Genomic DNA, 19,116 nt, shown 5'->3' with positions numbered 1-19,116 from the left:
GCCCTTGGCTGTGGCGCCGCTGCGATGGCGGACGGGCAGATCAGCAAAGCGGACGTGCTCGACACCTATGCCAACATCGCAGAGGCCAATTATGCCGACAGTCTGATCACGGCCGAACGCCTGCAAACAGCCATTGAGGGTCTGCTGGAAGCCCCATCAGCACAAGCGTTGGTGGGTGCCAGAAACGCTTGGCTCGCGGCCCGCGTGCCGTACCAACAGTCGGAAGTTTTCCGTTTCGGCAATGCCATCGTCGATGATTGGGAAGGCAAGGTGAACGCCTGGCCGCTGGACGAGGGTTTGATTGATTATGTGGATGCGTCCTATGGCGGGCCAACGGATGAAAACGGGGCCGCGGTCCTGAATGTCATTGCAAATGCAAACTTCACCTTGTCGGGTGAGGCTGTGGATGCCTCGGCCATCACACCTGCCTTGTTGGAAGAGACCTTGCAGGAAGCCGACGGTGTCGAAGCAAATGTCGCAACTGGATATCATGCAATCGAGTTCCTGCTGTGGGGACAAGACCTGAACGGTCACGACGCCGGTGCCGGAAACCGTCCCTGGACGGATTATGCGCAGGGTGACGCATGCACGGGCGGGAATTGTGATCGTCGCGGCGATTACCTTCGGGCAGCAATGGATTTGCTGATCTCGGATCTTGAGTGGATGGTCGGTCAATGGGGGGACGAGGGCGAGGCCCGCACCGCCGTAACAGCCGACGAAAACGCAGGAATATCAGCGATGCTAACGGGGATGGGGTCACTGTCCTATGGCGAAACCGCTGGTGAACGCATGCGCTTGGGCGTCATGTTGAACGATCCCGAGGAGGAGCACTCCTGCTTTGCCGACAACACGCACAACGATCATTTCTATAACGGTGTGGGCATTCAGTCGGTGTACTTGGGCAGCTACACCCGTGTTGACGGATCAGTGGTTGCAGGCCCATCGCTGGCCAATCTGGTCGCCGAAATCGACCCGGCACTTGATGCCGAGATGCAATCCAAGCTGGCAGCAGCCGTGCTTTCGCTGAGCCGGATCAAGACAGCCGCCGAGGCCGGGTTCAGCTACGACATGATGCTCGAGCGCGGCAATGCTGCTGGTGAGGCTCTGATCATGGGGGGCGTCAACGGTCTGATCGATCAGACCCGCAGCATCGAACGCGTCGTGGCCGCCCTTGGCACACCCACAATTGCGATTGAGGGCTCGGACAGCCTCGACAATCCCGACGCCGTTTTCCAGTAACACTATCGGGGCGGGCCGATTGCGGCCCCTGCCCTTTTCAGCAAGGTTGCTTATGGCCAAGAAGCTCCCCAGCCCCTGTGTCGATGTGTGCAAATACAAGCGTCAGGATCATTGTATTGCCTGCTCAATGACCAAAGCGCAAAAATCAATGTTCAAGGCGCTGAAAAGCAACAAACACCGAGAAGCGTTTGTGGATATGCTGGTCGCGCAACAACTGAACATGGGCAGGTTCAAGGCGTGGCCGGGCTTGTATGAGAAGCGATGCGCCAAGAAGGGCGCACCGCTGCCCAAGATCGTGTCAGCGCAGATGCGCTGAGATCAGCCAAGCGAACTTTTCGTGCGTCCGTCCCCGTTCGATGCACAGATCCTGCGTCAGCATATCACCGTGTTTCTCTGCAATATCTGCTGCCCCGGCAAGTGTTCCAGCCACTGTGCGCTGCGCGTCGGCCAGTGCAGCAATCATGGTTTTGTCGTCGGCGTGCCCGTCATGTTCGGGCACTTTAGACGCTGCAACCATGTCGGCCAACTTGCCATTGGCGTGACCGCCCAGCGCCTTGATCCGTTCCGCAAGATCATCTTGTGCCACGAAGTGGTCTTCGTAGACCTGCTGAAACAACTCATGCAGTGGTCCAAAGGCCATTCCTGTGACATTCCAGTGAAAGTTCTGCGCGAGCATCGTGGTGACGACGGTTTCTGCAACGCATTGGTTGAGCGCCGTGCAAATTTCGGTTTGTGCATCTTGTGACAAGGCTGCTGCGGTCTGGCTCATCTGCCCCTCCGGTTCAATCTGTGGATGTCCTGGCTGGCTGGCGAAAGGCTGGCTCGCTTGGGGAGCGACATAGCCGTTTTTATCGCTCCGCCAAGGGTAGATTAGAAACTTTCTAAGTTGCCGCGCAGGCGAGGTTTGCGACCAGCATGCCAAAAAGGCGACGCTTGTCACCGGCGATCCGCCGATGTGTCAAAAACAAAAGGCTGTCGAAGTCTTCGCCGCGTCGTGCTTCGATCACCTGTGCAAGCCAGCACTCATCAAAGCTGAGCGATATCTCGCCCGGCCGCAACCACACTGGTGTGCGATCCAATGCCTGAGCCAGAACACGAATGAGCGTGCGTGCTGCGGCATCCTCTCCGCTGTTTGGATCTATCAGGCCGCAGGCCACGTGAATGTCGAGATGTGCAGACGCCCGGCAGAGTGATGCGTGAAATCTCAGACGGTTGATAAGCGCGCGCGTCTCCGACCCAACTTGGGGCCAAGGCACCTCTTGGACCGGAAGTTTGAGTACAGCTGTCATGGTTTTATCCAATTGGTCGCAGCCTGTGGGTTAGACATTTCGCTTATTTCCTGACAAATATAGTCAGAAAGGGAGGCGGTGCCAATATGCGCGTATCAATAATCGTCACGTCAGCGTTGCTATGGAGTGCGGCCAATGCGCAAAGTGTCGAAGACGTGCATCTGAATGTGATACCACGCACTGTCGCTGAAGCCGACCGGATCGAAGCCGTTTTACGCCCGCCGACCGACTTTTCTGTTCCGCAAAAGTTTGAAGAGTTGTCAGCCGGGGCTGCAACAGTTCGGGTAAGGCCAGATGCCAACGCCTTCTCCCAACCCTCTGGAAACATTAGCTTTGAGGATGAATTGACCTTCAAGGTCGGCAATGGCCTGTTCAGAAAGCTTTGGGTGTCATCGCCATCATCCACGCTTGCATCTGATGGGCTGGGTCCGCTGTATAACGCCCGGTCCTGCCAACGGTGTCACCTAAAGGATGGGCGCGGTCATCCTCCCGACGGCCAGGAAGACAATGCAATATCGATGTTCCTGCGCGTGTCGATCCCAGGCGGACCGGATGATGGCATTGACGAAATCGAAGGCTATCTTGCGACGCTGCCGGACCCGACCTATGGCACGCAGTTGCAGGATTTCAGTCTGGCGGGGCACCCGGCAGAATACAGCCTTCAGATCGACTATGAAGAGGTTGAGGTCGCCCTGTCCGAAGGCGAAACCGCCGTCCTTCGACAGCCCACATATACTGCTGCCAATCTTGGGTATGGGCCGTTGCACCCTGACGCAATGCTCAGCCCGCGCGTTGCGCCGCAGATGATCGGCCTCGGCCTGCTCGAAGCGATCCCTGCATCTGACATTCTGGCGTTGGCCGATCCGGATGACGCGGATGGCGATGGAATTTCCGGGCGCCCGAACATTGTCTGGTCACTGGAGTACACCCAACCCATGCTGGGCCGCTTCGGGCTCAAGGCCGGTGCGCCCACGGTACGGCATCAATCTGCGGGCGCATTCGCGGGCGACATCGGCATTTCCAACCCGCTTTTTCCGGCTGCTTGGGGCGAATGCACTGAACTGCAATCAGGGTGTCGCGATGCACCTCATGGCGATGATGATGAGCGCGGGTTTGAGATTGGCGATGAGGGGCTCGACCTTGTAACGTTCTACAGCCGCAATCTTGGTGTGCCTGCGCGGCGGAACGTCAACGACCCGCAGGTGCTGCTGGGAAAGGCGGTGTTTCATACCACTGGCTGCGCGTCCTGCCATCAACCCGCCTTTGTCACGCACAGGCTCCAAGATCAGCCGGAACAAAGCTTTCAACTGATCTGGCCCTATACCGACATGCTGTTGCATGACATGGGCCCGGGCCTTGCCGACAACCGGCCGGAAGCGCGGGCCACCGGAGCAGAGTGGCGGACACCGCCTCTGTGGGGTATCGGATTGACGCAGCAGGTTTCCGGTCACACGTATTTCCTGCACGATGGGCGGGCCCGTTCCCTGCTCGAAGCCATTCTTTGGCATGGTGGCGAAGCGCAGGCCCAACGTGACGCGGTGGTCAAAATGCCCCGCGCGGACAGAGATGCCTTGATCAAATTTCTGGAGAGCCTGTGATGCGGCACCTTTTATCCGCGATTGTGATCGCACTATCCTCGCCCGCAGGGGCAGACGGGGCAGATATCCGCGCCATCGTCGTTGGCCATATCTTGCCCGGCTATCAGATATTGGCAACAGAAGCTGCAGATCTGGCGGCGACTGCGGCAAGTGAATGCGCGCCCAACAGCCCTGACCTGATCGCGGATTTCAACACCGCGTTTGACGCATGGGTCAGCGTAAGCCACCTGCGGTTTGGTCCGTCAGAACAGCAGGACCGCGCCTTTGCGCTCGCCTTCTGGCCGGACACGAGGGGGTCGATCCCCAAAGCTCTTGCGACACTCCTCGGGGATCAAGACCCGGCAGTCTCGGACCCGGATGCATTTGCCGAAGTCTCCATTGCGGCCAGAGGGTTTTATGCGCTTGAATTCCTGCTGTTCGATCCTCAGTTCGCGCCCGGGGACAACCCGGAATATCATTGTGCCCTGGTGCAAGCCATAACTGGCGACATCGCTCTGATCAGCGCTGCAATCCACGATGATTGGCGTGGCGGCTATGGCGACGTGATGTCCGACGCTGGCAACGACACCTACAGAACGCCGACCGAGGCGGCCCAACAGCTTTTTACCGCTTTGTCGACCGGACTGGAATTTACGGCCAACGCGCGCATTGGCCGTCCCTTGGGCACGTTCGACAGACCGCGCCCCAATCGCGCCGAAGCGCGGCGCTCGGGGCGTTCGCTCAGTCACGTGATCTTGTCGCTGACAGCAACCAAAGACCTGTCTGCCTTGATGTCGGCGGATAGCGCAGCTGTGGCAGAGGCCTTCGACACCGCATTGCAACGAGCCGAGGCGCTGGACGATCCCATTTTTGCAGGCGCTGCCGACCCGCAAGGTCGGCTCCGGATCGAAGTGCTCCAACAGGAAATCAATGATATACGCCAGCTTCTGGCAGAAAGTGTCGGGCCAAGCCTTGGCATCGCCGCTGGTTTCAATTCTCTGGATGGCGACTGATGGCAAACCGAAGGTCCTTCATAGCGGGCATGTTTGCTGCCGGTGCATTGCCACGTGCCACTTGGGCACAGGTCGGCAGCCCTGCCTTTCTTTCTGCAGGAATGGCTCCGGACGGAACATTTGTCCTGTGCGGCCTAAGTCGCGACGGGCAAATCACCTTTCAGCGCAGTCTTCCGGCCCGCGGGCACGCGGCAGCGGCCCATCCAGTCCGCGCCGAAGCCGTGGCCTTTGCCCGCCGACCCGGAACATTTGCAATTGTACTGGACTGTGCAACAGGCACGCAGACCGCGCAGCTGGACGCTCCATACGGCCGCCACTTTTATGGTCACGGTGCGTTTTCCCCCGACGGCGATCTGCTCTTTACAACGGAAAACGATTTTGACGCTGGGCGCGGTGTGATCGGTGTGTGGGACGTCTCAGATGGGTACAGACGTCTTGGTGAGGTCGGGTCCGGCGGCGTCGGTCCACACGACATCAAGCTGATGCCGGATGGCGCGAGCTTGGTTATCGCAAATGGTGGGATCGAGACGCACCCCGAGACGGGGCGCACCAAACTCAACATTCCAACGATGCGACCGAACCTGAGCTACATCGATTTTGACGGTCAGCTTCTGGACCAGATCGAACTGGACCCCGCGCATCGCAAGAACTCTATCCGCCATCTTGCAGTCTCAGCGCAGGGATCAGTTGTGTTTGCCATGCAATGGCAGGGTGATTTGACAGAAGACTTGCCTCTTTTGGGGGTGCACAACAGCACCGCGGGCACGGTTGACTTGGTAGGCGACGCATCTGTTCAAACCATGAATGGCTATCTTGGTAGCGTTGCGGTGTCGCGGAACGGCGCACAGATCGCAACGACATCGCCACGCAGTGGGACGCTGCAGATTTTTGAAGGCCCCACGCTCAGGTCCGAAACACGCCTCCGCGATATTTGCGGCGTGGCGGCGACGGATACAGGGTTCTATGCAACGACCGGAACAGGCTTGGCCGTCGCACCGTCAGGCCAACGCGTGGCACATCCCGTCGCGTGGGATAACCATCTGGTTCCGATTTGAGCGCAAGCCTTGTCATTTCTGCGAGCGACCGTGCGCTGCCAGCAGAGTGTTCAACCGCTGGCAGCCGCTCAATATGGCACTGTCAGGCGACGTGCAGCCCGGATTTGGTGATCGGCAGATTGCGAATGCGATTGCCCGTCAATTTGTAAAGCGCGTTGGTCAATGCAGGCGTGACCGGCGGCACAGCCGGTTCGCCCAAACCGCCCGGCGCTTCGTCGCTGTCTATGAAGTGAACCGATTGCTCCGGCGCGTTTTCAAGCCGTATCATCTCGTAGTCCGGGAAGTTTGTTTGCCGGATTGCACCACCCTCCAACGTAATCTCTCCGTATAGGGCCGATGTCAGGCCATAGATCACGGACCCAGTCACCTGCGCTTCTGCCGCGGATGGATTTATGACGCGACCGCAATCCACGACAGACACCACCCGGTGTACCGTCACCCCGCCATCAGGCGATACGCCGGCGTGCACGGCCTGCCCCACGACGGTGCCGAAGCTGTCGACCATGGCAACGCCAATGGCTTGGCCCTCGGGCAAAGTCTCACCCCATCCACTTTCAGCGCCCAGCCGTTCCAGAACAGCACGGCGGCGTGGATTGCCGGAGTGGTCAATGCGGAATTGCAACGGATCGGCACCCGCCGCTTCGGCCAATTCGTCCATGAAGCTTTCGTGGAAGAACCCCATTTGCGTGAAGTCCACAGCACGCCATGTCCCCACCGGGATCGGGCTGGGGCAGATGACCCGCGCAATGTCGCGATTGGGCACATCGTACTGGAAGTCAAAGGGGCGTTCGCTGTCGGGCATCCCCGAGCGCGCATCAATATACCTGTTGGAGAACGCCGAGATCCGTCCATTCTGAACGGCACCTTCCATACGCGCCAGAATGGCAGGCCTGTATGTGTCGTTCGTCATGTCTGTTTCACGCGACCAAATGACCTTGACCGGTGTATCGAGCGACTGCGCAATCCGCACGCCCAGCGTGACGAAATCCATATCGCCGCGCCGCCCGAACCCACCCCCGAGATACACGGGATGCATCGTGACGTTTGCAGGCTCCATACCCAGCGTCTCGGCTGCTGCATTGCGTGCAAAAAGCTGATTTTGGTGGCCGACCCAAATGTCGGCACGATCACCCGACAACGAGACGGTGCAGTTCATCGGCTCCATCGTGGCATGCGCAAGATAGGGGACCTCGTATTCGGCCTTCAGGCTTGTGCCCTGCCCCAGCGCACCCGCCACATCCCCTTCTGCGTCCATCTCTTCAAGGTCGCCCCCCTCCAGATCGGACACATGCTGTGCGCGGACGGACGCAGAGGACAATTCGGTTTGGCCACCGCTCCAAGTGATACCCAGAGCCTCGATGGCGCGGCTTGCCGTCCAATAGCTGTCCGCCGTCACGGCAACGGCGTCGCCCAGGTTGACCACTTGTCCAACACCGGGGCGTGCAAGGGCTGCGCTGTCATCCACCGCAGCAACACGGGCATCCCGGATTGGCGGCAAAGCAACGGCGGCATAAACCATGCCCGGCACTGTGACATCGATCCCGAATTGCGCCGTTCCGTTCACCTTCTCCGGCAGGTCGAGACGCGGCTTGGCCGTTCCGACAATACGGTAGGCGGCGCTGTCCTTCAGCGCGGGTTTGAGGTTCGGCGAGTACTCCGCCGCCTGCGCGGCCAATGCACCGAAGGTGGCACTGCGCCCTGATGCCTCGTGCGTTACCATGCTGTCGCGCGCCGTCAGGGACGCCACCGGTACATCCCAATCAGCGGCGGCCGCTTGCAGCAACATTTCCTTGGCCGCGGCACCTGCGCGGCGCATGCCGTGGTGTCCGGTCAGCCGGATGGCCGTGCTGCCGCCCGTCATCTGCCCCACCAGGTTGCCTGCGATTTGAAAGAATGCAAAGTCCAGCATCGGGTACATGAAGGCCGGGATGTTTGCCCCCTCGCCCACGATGTAGCCGCGCCCAAGATCGCTGTTGGTGTATTCCTCGGTCACGGGGGCCTGCACAATTGACACAGTGTCCCAATCAGCTTCCATTTCTTCGGCCAGCATCTGGGCAAGGCCGGTGCCTGCGCCCTGCCCCATTTCGGAGTGTGGGAAAAAGACTGTGATCTTGTTGTCCGGCGTGACTTTGACCCACGTGTTCAGCAAGACCTCGTCGCCCGTTGCCGCACCGTCCGCCGCCATTTTGAGACGGTTGGGCGACAATGTCAGCCCAAGGGCAAGCCCGCCCCCCACGACGCCTGCCGTGGCCAGAAAGGACCGGCGTGTCCATTTGCCAAGCGTGGAGCGTTTCTTGGTTTCGGTGGTATCCGACATGTTCACCCCTCCCTGCGCAGCTGGGCAGCGGTGTGTACCGCCGCACGAATGCGATCATAGGTCCCGCACCGGCAGATATTGGTGATGGCGTCATCTATGTCGGCATCGCTGGGGGTCGGGTTCTCGTCCAAAAGCGCTTCGACGGCCATGATCATACCCGATTGGCAATACCCGCATTGCGGCACTTGGTGGGTGAGCCACGCGTCTTGCACTGCACTCGGAGTGTCTGGGCCGATGCTTTCGATCGTCTTGATGGTGGCCCCGGCGACCGCTTCGACTGGCAACACACAGGTGCGCGTCGCCACGCCATCAACATGCATCGTACACGCCCCGCACGCGGCTATGCCGCACCCGAATTTCGTACCCGTCAGGCCTTGGGTTTCTCGCACCACCCACAGCAGTGGCATTTCTGGATCCACGTCCACTGAAACTGGGTTGCCGTTCAGATTGAATGAAATTGCCATGCTACCTCCGCTGCCGCTGCGCTACCTTGATCCAGAAATAGATACGAGGATCGTAGTTTCTAGGGTATGGACCAGTTTTTTTGTGCAGAGTGTGGACTGACGGTCCAAATCAAGATGCACGGGTCGTTCGGCTGCACGTCGGCACATAACGTAGCCAGCGGCATTGGCAAAACAGCGCGAAGCAGCATGGAAGGCATGATGGGCGACGTTGAATACTCTGGCCTGCGCAACATGCCCCTCGTCGGATACGGTCTCCGTTTCGCTGATCTACAAGCTTGGCATTCGTCGGAAGCAGTTCGCGACAGGCATATCTGACCGCGAGAATAAATATTAATTACAATCGCTTACGTGGCTAAGGCCAGCGGAGCAATGTCGACAGAATGCAGCGGGGAAAGCCAATCAACTTTGCCATACTCGCAAATCGACCGAGCGGCGGTGTACCATGCGCATCAGAGTTGAGCGGCAAAGGCCGCCGCGGCACGGACCCCATCAATAAGGCGAATGTGATCCGAGTTGACCGCAGATGCTCCGACATCAACCATCCCGCCGCACCCAAGAACGACCGATTGCACACCATCGTCGCGCACGGACTTGTGAACCTCCGCGATCACCGTTTCGGTCGCGGTCTGTGCGTTCTGTTCCAGCGCCAGAACGGGGACACCGCTTGCACGCACGTTGACCAGGTAGCCATCCAAACCATACGCGTGGATGTTTTTCCTCAGGATCGGCACGGAGACATCCAGCGTTGTGACGACAGAGAATTTCTGTCCTGCCAGAGCGGCCAGATGATAGGCGGCCTGACCAATGCCGATGACCGGACAATCGGCAACCCGGCGTGCGGCATCAAGCGCGGTGTCGTCAAAGCACGCGATGATGATCGCGGATGCGCCTTTGTCAGACGCAGTGGCCACCAGTCGCAGAAGCGGTTCTTCGGCAGCTTGGCCGTCCGCCTCGCCCTGAATTGCGGGGGGGCCGTCATGGGAGGTCCACCCCTCGAACTGGGCATCAGGAACGGCGTTGCGGGCGGTGCGCAACATGGCATCCGTCATGGCGACCGTGCTGTTCGGATTGATGAGAGTGATCATAGCATGCCTTTGCCTGCATCAGAGCCTGCGCGCGCCCTGCGCCGCGCGCTCCACAGTGCGAGGCAGAGGAACAACGCGATGATCACCAGTGAGAAAACGGTCGTCAGTGTCCCCAAGGCATAAAGAACCGGGGTCGTGACATTGGTGGTCATGCCGAAGATTTCCAACGGCAGCGTATTGTAACTGCCAGACGTCAGAAGGGTCCGCGCGAATTCATCATAGCTGAGCGTAAAGCCGAAAAGCGCCACACCGATCAGAGACGGCGCAATGATCGGCAGAACCACATGGCGCAGAGTTTGCCACGATGTGGCCCCAAGATCGCGCGCAGCCTCTTCGTAGCTTTTGTCAAACCGGTTGAAGACCGCGAACATGATCAGCAACCCAAAGGGCAGCGTCCACGTAAGCTGCGACCCGAAGCCGGACGTCGACCAATGCACGTTCAACCCTGATTGCGAGAATATCAGACCGACCCCGAGCGACACAAGAATGGACGGGATAACCAGCGACGTGATGATCAGATAAAACAAGAGACTGGAGCCACGAAATTTCTTTCGAAAGGCCAGCCCGCCGATCACCGACAGAACAACAGTGGTGACCATGACCATCAGCCCCAACGCAAAGCTGCGGCGGAAGCTGCCCCAGATGTCGCCCACGGCCTGCTGTTCGAACAAGTCGCGGAACCAGTGCAGCGACGTGCCGCGCATAGGAAAGGTCAGACCGCCACCGGGTCCCTGGAACGAAAGGATCGCGATGGTGATCGTGGGGCCATACAGGAACAGAAGGAACAGTGCGAAAAATGCGCTGAGGACATAGAAAGACCGGGACCGCGGCTCCATCTCAAAGCTCCTTCCTGATGTCGACGAAGCGGAGCAAGATGCCGATAACGATCAGGACGGTCAGCAGCAAAACAACTGCCGTAGCTGAGGCGGACGGGTACGCCAAAAGCGCGATGTCGTTCGAAATCAAGCGCCCGACATTCGCAGATTGTGATCCTGACATGAAACGCACCGTAATGAAGTCGCCCATCACCAGTGTCACAACGAAGATGGTGCCGATCATGATGCCGGGTTTCGTCAGCGGTATGATGACGTTCCATAGGATTTGCGCGCCCGAAGCACCTGCGTCCCGCGCGGCCTCGATCAGGGATTTGTCGATGCGCATCATAGTGTTGAAGATCGGAACCACCATGAACAGCGTGTAGAGGTGCACAAAGGCGAGGATCACCGCGAAGTCGCTGAACAGCAGCCATTCCAGTGGTTCATCAATCACGCCCCACGAAAGCAGCGTGGAATTGGCGATCCCATTGCGCCCCAGAAACGGGATCCAACTGATCATGCGGATGATATTGGACGTCCAGAACGGAATTGTGCACAGCAGGAACAGCACGATCTGCCACGTCAGGCTGCGCACGTGGAAGGCCAGGAAATAGGCGACCGTGAAGCCGATGGTGAGCGTGAAGACCCACGTGATCGCTGCGTATTTGAACGTGTTGAAGAAGACGCGGTAGGTGACGTTCGAGCCGAAGAGGAATTCGTAGTTTTCCCAAACGAAAGCGGGGATGATCGAGAACTCGGTCGCGCGCCAGAAACTGACCACGATGATCATTACGATGGGCAGCACCAGAAAGAACAGCAGCACCGCCATGATGGGACCGGCCATAAGCCATCCGACAAAGGTGTTGTTCTTCAGCACGGTGACGCTTTCGCAAAGGGGGGCGGAGAGGGATGGGCACGGGCGCGCCCATCCCGGTGTCGGTGTGGATCAGGCCGCGATAAACTCGTTCCACTTGCGGACCATGTACTGGTTTTCGTCCATGACGGCGTTCCAGCAGGCCACAGCGCCCATGCGGTCATTGAACGAGCCGCCATCGCGGACCTCGCCCGCTTGCGCCAGCGGATCGCCGAAGGGTGAGGTGATGACGTCGGTGGCTTCCTTGCCTTCGAACCAGTAGCCCCATTCGTTTTCGGACATGTGGTTCTTGGACGTCTCCGGCACCGCCGAATAATAGCCCTGACGCATCAGGAACCCGCCAACCCAACCATCGAGATACCAATTGATGTATTCGTAAGCCGCATCGCGTTCGAGACCGGTAAGCGCCGCCGAAAGACCGATGCCGCCACCCCATGAGCGGTAGCCTTCTTCCAATGGCTGATACACGCAAGGCACACCGCGTGCTTTCACCGCCGTGATGGCGGGCGACCACATCGACTGGATCACGACCTCTCCGGAGGCCATCAGGTTCACGCTTTCGTCGAACGACTTCCAAAATGCGCGGAACTGGCCGTTCTGCTTGGCCTCGGTGAAGATCGCCATCGTCAGGTCAATCTCTTCCCGGGTCATGTTGCCCTTGTCGGGATAGGTGTATTCGCCCATGGACTCGACCACCATCGCCATGTCCATGATCCCGATGGAGGAGATATCGAGGATCGATGCCTTGCCCTTGAATTCGGGGTTTAGCAGTTCCGACCAGTTTGATATTGGCCGCCCGATCAGGTCGGGGCGAATACCAAGCGTGTCGGCGTTGTAAATGGTCGGGATCAGCGTCATCCAGCCGCTTTCGTTGTCGACAAAGTCCGTACCTTCAGGACCCGATGTGAAGCCCACACTATGCGGTGCCGTCCCTTGCGCGATGGTGCTGTCTGGGGTCAACTTGCCATCCCGAAAGATGCCCACGATCTTGTCGTAGTTCTTGATCTTGGACGTATCCATCGCCTGCAGGTTGCCAGTCGGCCAAACCTTTTTGCAGATCCAGTATTCGATATCGGCAATATCAAAACTGTTGGGCTGGGTGGCCGCGCGCTGCGTCACACTGTCGGAATCAAGTGCCGTCATCTCAAGCGTGAAACCAAGGTCTTCTTTCACCTTTTGCGCCACTTCATTGAGGTTCGACACACCGGTCCCGAACTGGCGCAGGGTGACATCCTTGATGTTCTGCGCCCAGATCATCGGCGCGCCAAGGGTACTGCCAGCCGCAAACGCCGCACCGCCCTGAAGGACGTTTCTTCTCGATAACTTGGTCATGTTGTCTTTCTCTCCATGTCGGGGTGATTAGGCCGTGAGTTTGTGCAAATTGTTCTTGTCCCAGATCAGACCGACCTGATCGCCCGGGTTGAATGGATTGGCGAAAAAGGCACCTTCGGGGATCATCGCGCTGATCTCCTGATCTCCGGCGATGCGGGCAGACACGGAGACGTGCGCGCCCTGATACTCGACCCCAAGGATGTTGCCCTGCAATGTGCCGGTGCCTGCCTGAGCGATACCAACAGCGTCAGTGCGAATGGCAAAATGCCCCTCGGGCAGTGCCACAACGTTGTGACCGCCGATGAACTGCGCAACGAATGCGGTTCTGGGTGCGTTGAACACGTCTCTGGCAGCGCCCGCCTGCTCAATCACCGCATTGTTCATCACCACGATTTCGTCGGCGAGGGCCAGTGCTTCATCCTGCCCGTGCGTGACATGTATGAAGCTGATGCCAAGCTCTTGCTGCAAATTGCGCAACTCGCCCCGCATGCGGATGCGCAGAAACGGATCAAGTGCCGAAAGCGGCTCGTCCAGAAGCAGAACCTCGGGACGGGTGATCAAGGCACGCGCCAGCGCCACGCGTTGTTGCTGCCCACCCGACAGTTGATCGGGCAATCGGTCGCTCAGCGCGCTGAGATCAACCAATTCCAGCATCTCTCCGGCTGACTTGAGGCGCGCAGCCTTGTCCACACCGCGCATTTTCAGGCTGAACGCAACGTTGTCTGCCACGCTGAGATGCGGAAACAGTGCGTAGTTCTGAAACATCATCGCCGTGCCGCGTTTCGCCGGCGGCAGACGGGAAATATCACTACCACCGAGCAAAACCGCGCCTTCAGTTACGCTTTCGTGGCCTGCGATCATCCGCAAGGTCGATGACTTACCGCATCCTGACGGACCTAAAAGGCAGGCGTAGCCACCAGGCCGGAACTTGTGACTGATTGCATCTACTGCAGTGGTTGCGCCGTAGCGCTTGGTGACAGCGACGAGTTCCAAATCTTTGTGTGCAGCGTCCATGAGCCCCCCCGGCGTACGGGACCAGTGAATGGACCAGCCTCATCGCAAACAATCCAGCGGGCGCGCATATTCAGGCAAAGAACAGTCATTGCCCAAAACTTGTGCCGTCTGACGCGCAGACGATGCAAAATTGGACACAAAATTGTATACAATCGACGGCAAAACAGCGAACCGCCCGGTAGGCTTGAGGCTGCACACCTGCTCTGCCATTGAGATGGGAGAGGAGTAGCGATGGCCCACAGCTCAGCATCGATGTCGTCCAAACCGTCGACCAGTCATGACATCGCGCAAGGATTGTCGCTGGCAATCCATGAGCACCGGATTGCTCCGGGCACCAAACTGGGCGAAGACGAATTGGCGGAAATCTACGGGGTTTCGCGCACCGTGGTCCGCGCCGCCCTGCAAAGCCTGTCGCACATTCAGCTCGTTGAAATCAGACGCAACAAAGGCGCTCGTGTCGCGTCGCCATCCCTGGCCGAGGCGCACGAGGTTTTCGAAGCGCGCGAACTTCTGGAACCGCGCATCGCCCGAAGTGCCGCCGCACGCGCCAATGCAACGGACATCGCCTTGTTGGAACGACATATCCGTGACGAGCACGCTGCGTTGGACGCATCTGATCCGGGCCGCGCACTGTATCTGTCCGGCCTGTTTCATAACGAAATTGCGCGCATCGCGGATCAGGCGACGATTGCGGGGTTCGTTGAAACGCTGGTTGCGCGGTCATCTCTGATCATCGCCCTGTATTGGCGTCACGAAAGAGCCCTGTGCGAGAAACATGCACATCACGCATTGGTCCGGGCGCTTGCTGACAAGGACGAGGCACAAGCCGAGGCGTTGATGAAAAGCCATTTGGTCGATCTGCATTCGGCATTGGATCTTCGGGAAAGAAATTGGCGTGCGGGCTCACTGAAGGATGCGTTGACCCAATGACTGTGCGCACAATGACACTGGACGACTTACAGTTGGTATTGGGCTGGGCCGCAGACGAGGGATGGAACCCCGGACTGGATGACGCGTCGGCATTCTTTGCCGCAGACCCTGCCGGCCTTTTCCTAAAGGAAGTGGATGGCGTCCCCGTCGCTGCGATTTCCGTCGTCAATCATGACGACGACTTTGCCTTTCTTGGGCTATATTTATGCAAGCCGGAATACCGGGGACAAGGGCACGGAATGGACGTGTGGCGCGCAGGTATCGCTCACGCGGGTCAACGCTCTATCGGACTGGATGGCGTGCCTGATCAACAGGCAAACTACGCAAGGTCGGGGTTCATCCATCATGGCAGCACGGTCCGCTTCGAAGGACACGTAGGCGACGCACCAGACAAGCGTGTACGTCTTGCCACGTCATCCGACGTCGTCACATTGATCGAATACGACCAGAGAACATCCGGTATGGCGCGCCAGGCATTTTTGGCGACATGGTTTCAATCCACGGCAACGCGACAGACAATGGTTCTGGTGGACGGGTCCGACATCAAAGGCTTTGCCACTTTTCGAAGATGTCGATCGGGCGTGAAAATCGGACCCTTCGTCGCCGACGACGAAACCGATGCGCTTGGCCTGCTTGCATCCTCACCATTTGCCGGACTGCGCGGCCCCGCTTTCATCGATACGCAAGGGCAAAGCACTCCGCTTGCAGCCCTGCTTAAAACGCGCGGCTTCGCACCGGTCTTCGAAACGGCGCGAATGTTCACGGGACGCACCCCAAATTACGGGCCGTCGACGTACCAGGCGATAGCAACGATGGAACTTGGCTAGCTGGAAGCTCCGGCCGGTCTACCACCGATTGCAGTTGTACCGTTGCAAGATGAGAGGACAGACGAACCGGCCTTGCGCTCCACGTCCTGTCGCACAAGTCTGCCCGAACACCATGTCAATGATCCAGATTTTTGTGGCGGAGACGAAGGGATTCGAACCCTCGAGACCCTTCCGGGCCTACTCCCTTAGCAGGGGAGCGCCTTCGACCACTCGGCCACGTCTCCGCCGACGCGTATAACGGGTCAAACGTCGGGGATACAAGCGCAATTACACACGAGCCCTCGCTTTCTGCGCCACCGCGCTACACTGTGATTGGCGCAGACGCTTTTCATCATGTAACGCTTGATCCGGTACAGGTATGAGACAAGGACACGAACGTGAAATATCAAGCAGTTATTGCAGCTCTCTTGGTTCTGGCCCTTGCGGCATGCGACGGTCCAGGTGGCTTTGTCGCCGGTGAAGGAGCTGGCACACCCATTTCTGTCCGCGACGCCAACCGCATCGAACGGCGCACCGCAGGGCCGTCGGCGCCAACGCTGTCTCGCCTGAACCCCGATTACCGGCAATGGGCCAATGACCGGCGCTAGGCGCAATCAGGTGTTGAACAGGAAGTGCATCACATCGCCGTCCTTGACGATGTAGCCCTTTCCTTCCGCGCGCATCTTGCCTGCATCCTTGGCAGGCTGTTCGCCACCCAATGAAACAAAATCATCGTAGGCGATGGTTTCGGCACGGATGAACCCTTTCTCAAAGTCACCGTGGATCACGCCAGCGGCCTTGGGGGCGGACGTGCCCGTCTTGATCGTCCAGGCGCGCGCCTCCTTGGGACCGACGGTAAAGTAGGTCTCAAGGTGCAGCAGCTCGTAGCCTGCGCGGATCAATCGGTCGAGACCTGCTTCCGACAGACCCATTTCCTCTAGGAACATCTGAGCCTCATCATCCTCAAGCTGGCTGATCTCTTCCTCGATCTGGGCAGAGATGACCACGTGGCTGTTGCCTTGGGCGGCGGCCATCTCGGCGACCTGTGCCGAATGGGCGTTGCCTTCGGCGGCTTCCGCCTCGCCCACGTTGCAGACATACAAAACGGGTTTTGAGGTCAGAAGCTGCAGCATGGACCACGCCTTGGCGTCCTCGGCGTCCACGTCAACGACGCGCGCAGGCTGGCCCTCTTCCAAAGCGGCCAGCGCCATCTTCATCAGCCGTTCCTGCTGCACGGCTTCCTTGTCGCCACCACGGATCTTGCGAACGATATTCTGCAGGCGTTTCTCAAGGCTCTCGATATCGGCCAGCATCAGCTCCGTCTCGATGGTTTCGGCATCCGCGACCGGGTCCACACGGCCCTCAACATGGGTCACGTCGCCGTCTTCGAAACAGCGCAGGACGTGGGCGATCGCATCAACCTCGCGAATATTGGCCAGGAACTGGTTGCCCAGGCCCTCGCCCTTCGACGCCCCTTTGACCAGACCGGCGATATCCACAAACGTCATGCGGGTCGGAATGATCTGCTTCGAAGCCGCAATGCCCGCCAGCTTCTCCAGACGCGCATCCGGCACGGCCACCTCGCCGACATTGGGCTCGATGGTGCAAAACGGAAAGTTGGCCGCCTGCGCCGCTGCCGTTTTGGTCAGCGCGTTGAACAGGGTGGATTTGCCCACATTCGGCAAGCCCACGATACCCATCTTGAAACCCATCGACACGTCCTTTCAACCAGTGCGCTGCTTCTAGCAGGACAGGGAACAGGTGCAAGCCGGTGACAGGTTCAGATTAAGTGATCGCGGGATTTCGAAAGAATTTGAAAATACAGAGGCGTATGACGCACGTTAGATCGGGTTCGGGTACAGCCCGGACATCGAAAGAATTTAGACTTAGGAACAACAACATGAACCGCATTTATGTTGCGCTATTATCCCTTATTCTCAGCGTGACAGCTGCAACCGCCCAAGAATGGACTGTTGGTCTGGGGGGATCTGATTTTGGTGACGGGGGCGATGACAGCGTGGCCCTGGACCTTGAATACCGCCACTCACCTTTCCTTGAACGGCGCGTACTGTCGCTGGCGTTTGGTGCAAATCTTGGCCTGACGGGCGAAGGCGACATATTTATCGGCGGCGGCATCTGGAACCGTTGGCAATGGCAAAGCGGCTGGTTCATCGATGCCAGCGTCATGCCTGGCCTCTACGAAGAGGGCACAGACGGTAATGATCTTGGCTCCGCATTCGAGATCCGCTCGCTTTTGGGCGTCGGCTATCAGTTCGACAACGGCAATGCGGTATCGGCTGCCATCTCGCACAAGTCCAATGCCAGCCTGGCCGAAGACAATCCCGGCATGAACGTGTACGCCATCCGGTACCATTTCAAATTCTGACGACGCTTGCCTTTCCTGCATTGCTAAGGCAGGTGAGGCGCATCGGACAGGAGACTGAGATGACAACCCGGATCGACGCCAAATTCGCGGCCCTCGCGGCCGAAGGACGCAAAGCTTTCGTGTCTTACGTGATGGCTGGCGACCCGAACTACGACACGTCACTCGAAGTCGTGCGCGGTCTGCCCGGCGCCGGCGTTGACATCATCGAACTTGGCCTGCCCTTTACCGATCCGATGGCGGATGGTCCCACCATCCAGCTTGCCGGGCAACGCGCGCTCGAAGCGGGCATGACGCTGGATCGCACTCTCGAACTGGCGCGCACGTTTCGCGAAACGGACGATACGACACCGATTGTGCTGATGGGATACTACAACCCGATCTATTCGCGCGGCGTCGATACATTCCTGGCCCAGGCCAAAGACGCAGGTATTGACGGGCTGATCGTCGTGGACCTGCCACCCGAAGAAGACAGCGAATTGTGCACCCCCGCGCAGGCCGCAGGTTTGAACTTCATCCGTCTGGCAACGCCCACAACGGACGACAAGCGCCTGCCGCGCGTCCTGCAAAACACGTCCGGATTCGTCTATTATGTCTCGATCACCGGCATCACCGGTGCCGCCGAGGCAGACGCCGGCGACGTCGGCCCAGAGGTGGCGCGGATCAAGTCCGCGACTGACCTGCCCGTCATCGTCGGGTTCGGAATCAACACACCCGAAAAGTCAAAGGCCATTGCGTCGGTCGCCGACGGCGCCGTTGTTGGGTCAGCCATCGTCAGCCGCATCGCAGCAGGCGACAGCGTGGATGATGTTCTGGCCTTTGTGAAAACGCTGTCTGACGGCGCGCACGCCGCATAATCGGCAGACAAGCGCCGAAATTCTTCCCGCAATACGGGAAATGCCTGAAATCGTTGAGTTTTTCGT

At 58.9% G+C, this 19,116-nt stretch carries 20 protein-coding genes and 1 tRNA gene; 10 read left to right on the top strand and 11 right to left on the bottom strand.

Annotated features, from left to right (window positions below; translation table 11 throughout):
- The first annotated feature begins 24 nt into the window (after positions 1–24).
- Positions 25–1,239, top strand: a complete 1,215-nt coding sequence (locus tag Q1A32_RS17975) for an imelysin family protein (RefSeq protein ID WP_299656714.1) — start codon at positions 25–27, stop codon at positions 1,237–1,239.
- Positions 1,240–1,291: 52 nt separating this feature from the next.
- Positions 1,292–1,555, top strand: coding sequence for a DUF1289 domain-containing protein (locus tag Q1A32_RS17970; protein ID WP_299656238.1), 264 nt, complete (start codon positions 1,292–1,294; stop codon positions 1,553–1,555).
- On the opposite strand, the gene Q1A32_RS17965 is transcribed toward Q1A32_RS17970, so the two are convergent.
- A complete protein-coding gene (locus Q1A32_RS17965) occupies positions 1,538–2,008 on the bottom strand; it encodes a Dps family protein (RefSeq protein WP_299615078.1) in 471 nt (156 codons plus the stop codon). The two genes, Q1A32_RS17970 and Q1A32_RS17965, sit on opposite strands and share 18 nt — an antisense overlap.
- Positions 2,009–2,120: 112 nt before the next feature.
- Complete coding sequence (locus Q1A32_RS17960) at positions 2,121–2,528, bottom strand: hypothetical protein (protein ID WP_299656235.1); 408 nt, start codon at positions 2,526–2,528, stop codon at positions 2,121–2,123.
- 86 nt (positions 2,529–2,614) lie between these two features.
- Between Q1A32_RS17960 and Q1A32_RS17955 the strand changes: the two genes are divergently transcribed.
- Genes Q1A32_RS17955 through Q1A32_RS17945 form a run of 3 tightly spaced genes read left to right on the top strand, consistent with a single transcriptional unit; the run spans position 2,615 to position 6,173 of the window.
- A complete protein-coding gene (locus Q1A32_RS17955; RefSeq protein ID WP_299656232.1) occupies positions 2,615–4,126 on the top strand; it encodes a di-heme oxidoredictase family protein in 1,512 nt (503 codons plus the stop codon).
- Entirely contained in the window at positions 4,126–5,118 is a 993-nt protein-coding gene (locus tag Q1A32_RS17950) for an imelysin family protein (RefSeq protein ID WP_299656229.1), read from the top strand. The genes Q1A32_RS17955 and Q1A32_RS17950 overlap by 1 nt, the downstream gene beginning before the upstream one ends.
- Positions 5,118–6,173, top strand: a complete 1,056-nt coding sequence (locus tag Q1A32_RS17945) for a DUF1513 domain-containing protein (RefSeq protein ID WP_299656226.1) — start codon at positions 5,118–5,120, stop codon at positions 6,171–6,173. Before Q1A32_RS17950 ends, Q1A32_RS17945 begins: the two co-directional genes overlap by 1 nt.
- 82 nt (positions 6,174–6,255) lie before the next feature.
- Here the strand turns inward: Q1A32_RS17945 and Q1A32_RS17940 are convergent, their stop codons facing one another.
- The 7 genes from Q1A32_RS17940 to Q1A32_RS17910 all read right to left on the bottom strand — a co-directional run bounded on the left by Q1A32_RS17940 (position 6,256) and on the right by Q1A32_RS17910 (position 14,074).
- Entirely contained in the window at positions 6,256–8,490 is a 2,235-nt protein-coding gene (locus Q1A32_RS17940) for a molybdopterin cofactor-binding domain-containing protein (RefSeq protein ID WP_299656223.1), read from the bottom strand.
- A 2-nt stretch (positions 8,491–8,492) separates the two neighbouring features.
- On the bottom strand, positions 8,493–8,954 hold the full coding sequence (locus tag Q1A32_RS17935) for a (2Fe-2S)-binding protein (RefSeq protein WP_299656220.1): 462 nt from the start codon (positions 8,952–8,954) through the stop codon (positions 8,493–8,495).
- A 449-nt stretch (positions 8,955–9,403) separates the two neighbouring features.
- A complete protein-coding gene (locus Q1A32_RS17930; RefSeq protein WP_299656217.1) occupies positions 9,404–10,039 on the bottom strand; it encodes an aspartate/glutamate racemase family protein in 636 nt (211 codons plus the stop codon).
- Positions 10,036–10,875 carry an ABC transporter permease gene (locus Q1A32_RS17925; protein WP_299656213.1) on the bottom strand — a complete coding sequence of 280 codons (840 nt, stop codon included), beginning with the start codon at positions 10,873–10,875 and terminating at the stop codon, positions 10,036–10,038. Before Q1A32_RS17925 ends, Q1A32_RS17930 begins: the two co-directional genes overlap by 4 nt.
- A 1-nt stretch (position 10,876) precedes the next feature.
- The gene (locus Q1A32_RS17920; protein WP_299615501.1) at positions 10,877–11,698 is read right to left on the bottom strand and encodes an ABC transporter permease; all 822 of its coding nucleotides are present in this window, start codon (positions 11,696–11,698) and stop codon (positions 10,877–10,879) included.
- Positions 11,699–11,800: 102 nt separating this feature from the next.
- Positions 11,801–13,060: a PotD/PotF family extracellular solute-binding protein gene (locus Q1A32_RS17915; protein WP_299615059.1), complete on the bottom strand. Its 1,260-nt coding sequence runs from the start codon at positions 13,058–13,060 to the stop codon at positions 11,801–11,803.
- 27 nt (positions 13,061–13,087) lie between these two features.
- On the bottom strand, positions 13,088–14,074 hold the full coding sequence (locus Q1A32_RS17910) for an ABC transporter ATP-binding protein (protein ID WP_299656210.1): 987 nt from the start codon (positions 14,072–14,074) through the stop codon (positions 13,088–13,090).
- Positions 14,075–14,326: 252 nt separating this feature from the next.
- Here Q1A32_RS17910 and Q1A32_RS17905 point away from each other — a divergent pair, with 252 nt between their 5' ends.
- The gene (locus Q1A32_RS17905; protein WP_299656711.1) at positions 14,327–15,004 is read left to right on the top strand and encodes a GntR family transcriptional regulator; all 678 of its coding nucleotides are present in this window, start codon (positions 14,327–14,329) and stop codon (positions 15,002–15,004) included.
- Positions 15,001–15,831: a GNAT family N-acetyltransferase gene (locus Q1A32_RS17900; RefSeq protein WP_299656207.1), complete on the top strand. Its 831-nt coding sequence runs from the start codon at positions 15,001–15,003 to the stop codon at positions 15,829–15,831. Before Q1A32_RS17905 ends, Q1A32_RS17900 begins: the two co-directional genes overlap by 4 nt.
- Before the next feature lie 134 nt (positions 15,832–15,965).
- On the opposite strand, the gene Q1A32_RS17895 is transcribed toward Q1A32_RS17900, so the two are convergent.
- Positions 15,966–16,055, bottom strand: a tRNA-Ser gene (locus tag Q1A32_RS17895).
- Positions 16,056–16,208: 153 nt separating this feature from the next.
- Here Q1A32_RS17895 and Q1A32_RS17890 point away from each other — a divergent pair.
- Entirely contained in the window at positions 16,209–16,418 is a 210-nt protein-coding gene (locus Q1A32_RS17890) for a hypothetical protein (RefSeq protein WP_299656204.1), read from the top strand.
- A 6-nt stretch (positions 16,419–16,424) separates the two neighbouring features.
- On the opposite strand, the gene ychF is transcribed toward Q1A32_RS17890, so the two are convergent.
- The gene (ychF, locus tag Q1A32_RS17885) at positions 16,425–17,522 is read right to left on the bottom strand and encodes a redox-regulated ATPase YchF (protein WP_299614951.1); all 1,098 of its coding nucleotides are present in this window, start codon (positions 17,520–17,522) and stop codon (positions 16,425–16,427) included.
- Between the two features lie 188 nt (positions 17,523–17,710).
- Between ychF and Q1A32_RS17880 the strand changes: the two genes are divergently transcribed.
- Entirely contained in the window at positions 17,711–18,196 is a 486-nt protein-coding gene (locus Q1A32_RS17880) for an acyloxyacyl hydrolase (RefSeq protein ID WP_299614948.1), read from the top strand.
- 59 nt (positions 18,197–18,255) lie between these two features.
- Complete coding sequence (gene trpA, locus Q1A32_RS17875) at positions 18,256–19,050, top strand: tryptophan synthase subunit alpha (RefSeq protein ID WP_299614945.1); 795 nt, start codon at positions 18,256–18,258, stop codon at positions 19,048–19,050.
- The last annotated feature ends 66 nt before the right edge of the window (positions 19,051–19,116 follow it).

Source organism: uncultured Tateyamaria sp., assembly GCF_947503415.1.
GTDB lineage: Bacteria > Pseudomonadota > Alphaproteobacteria > Rhodobacterales > Rhodobacteraceae > Tateyamaria.
Note: the sequence above shows the minus strand (reverse complement) of the source record. Positions and strands in the feature narration are given on the sequence as shown.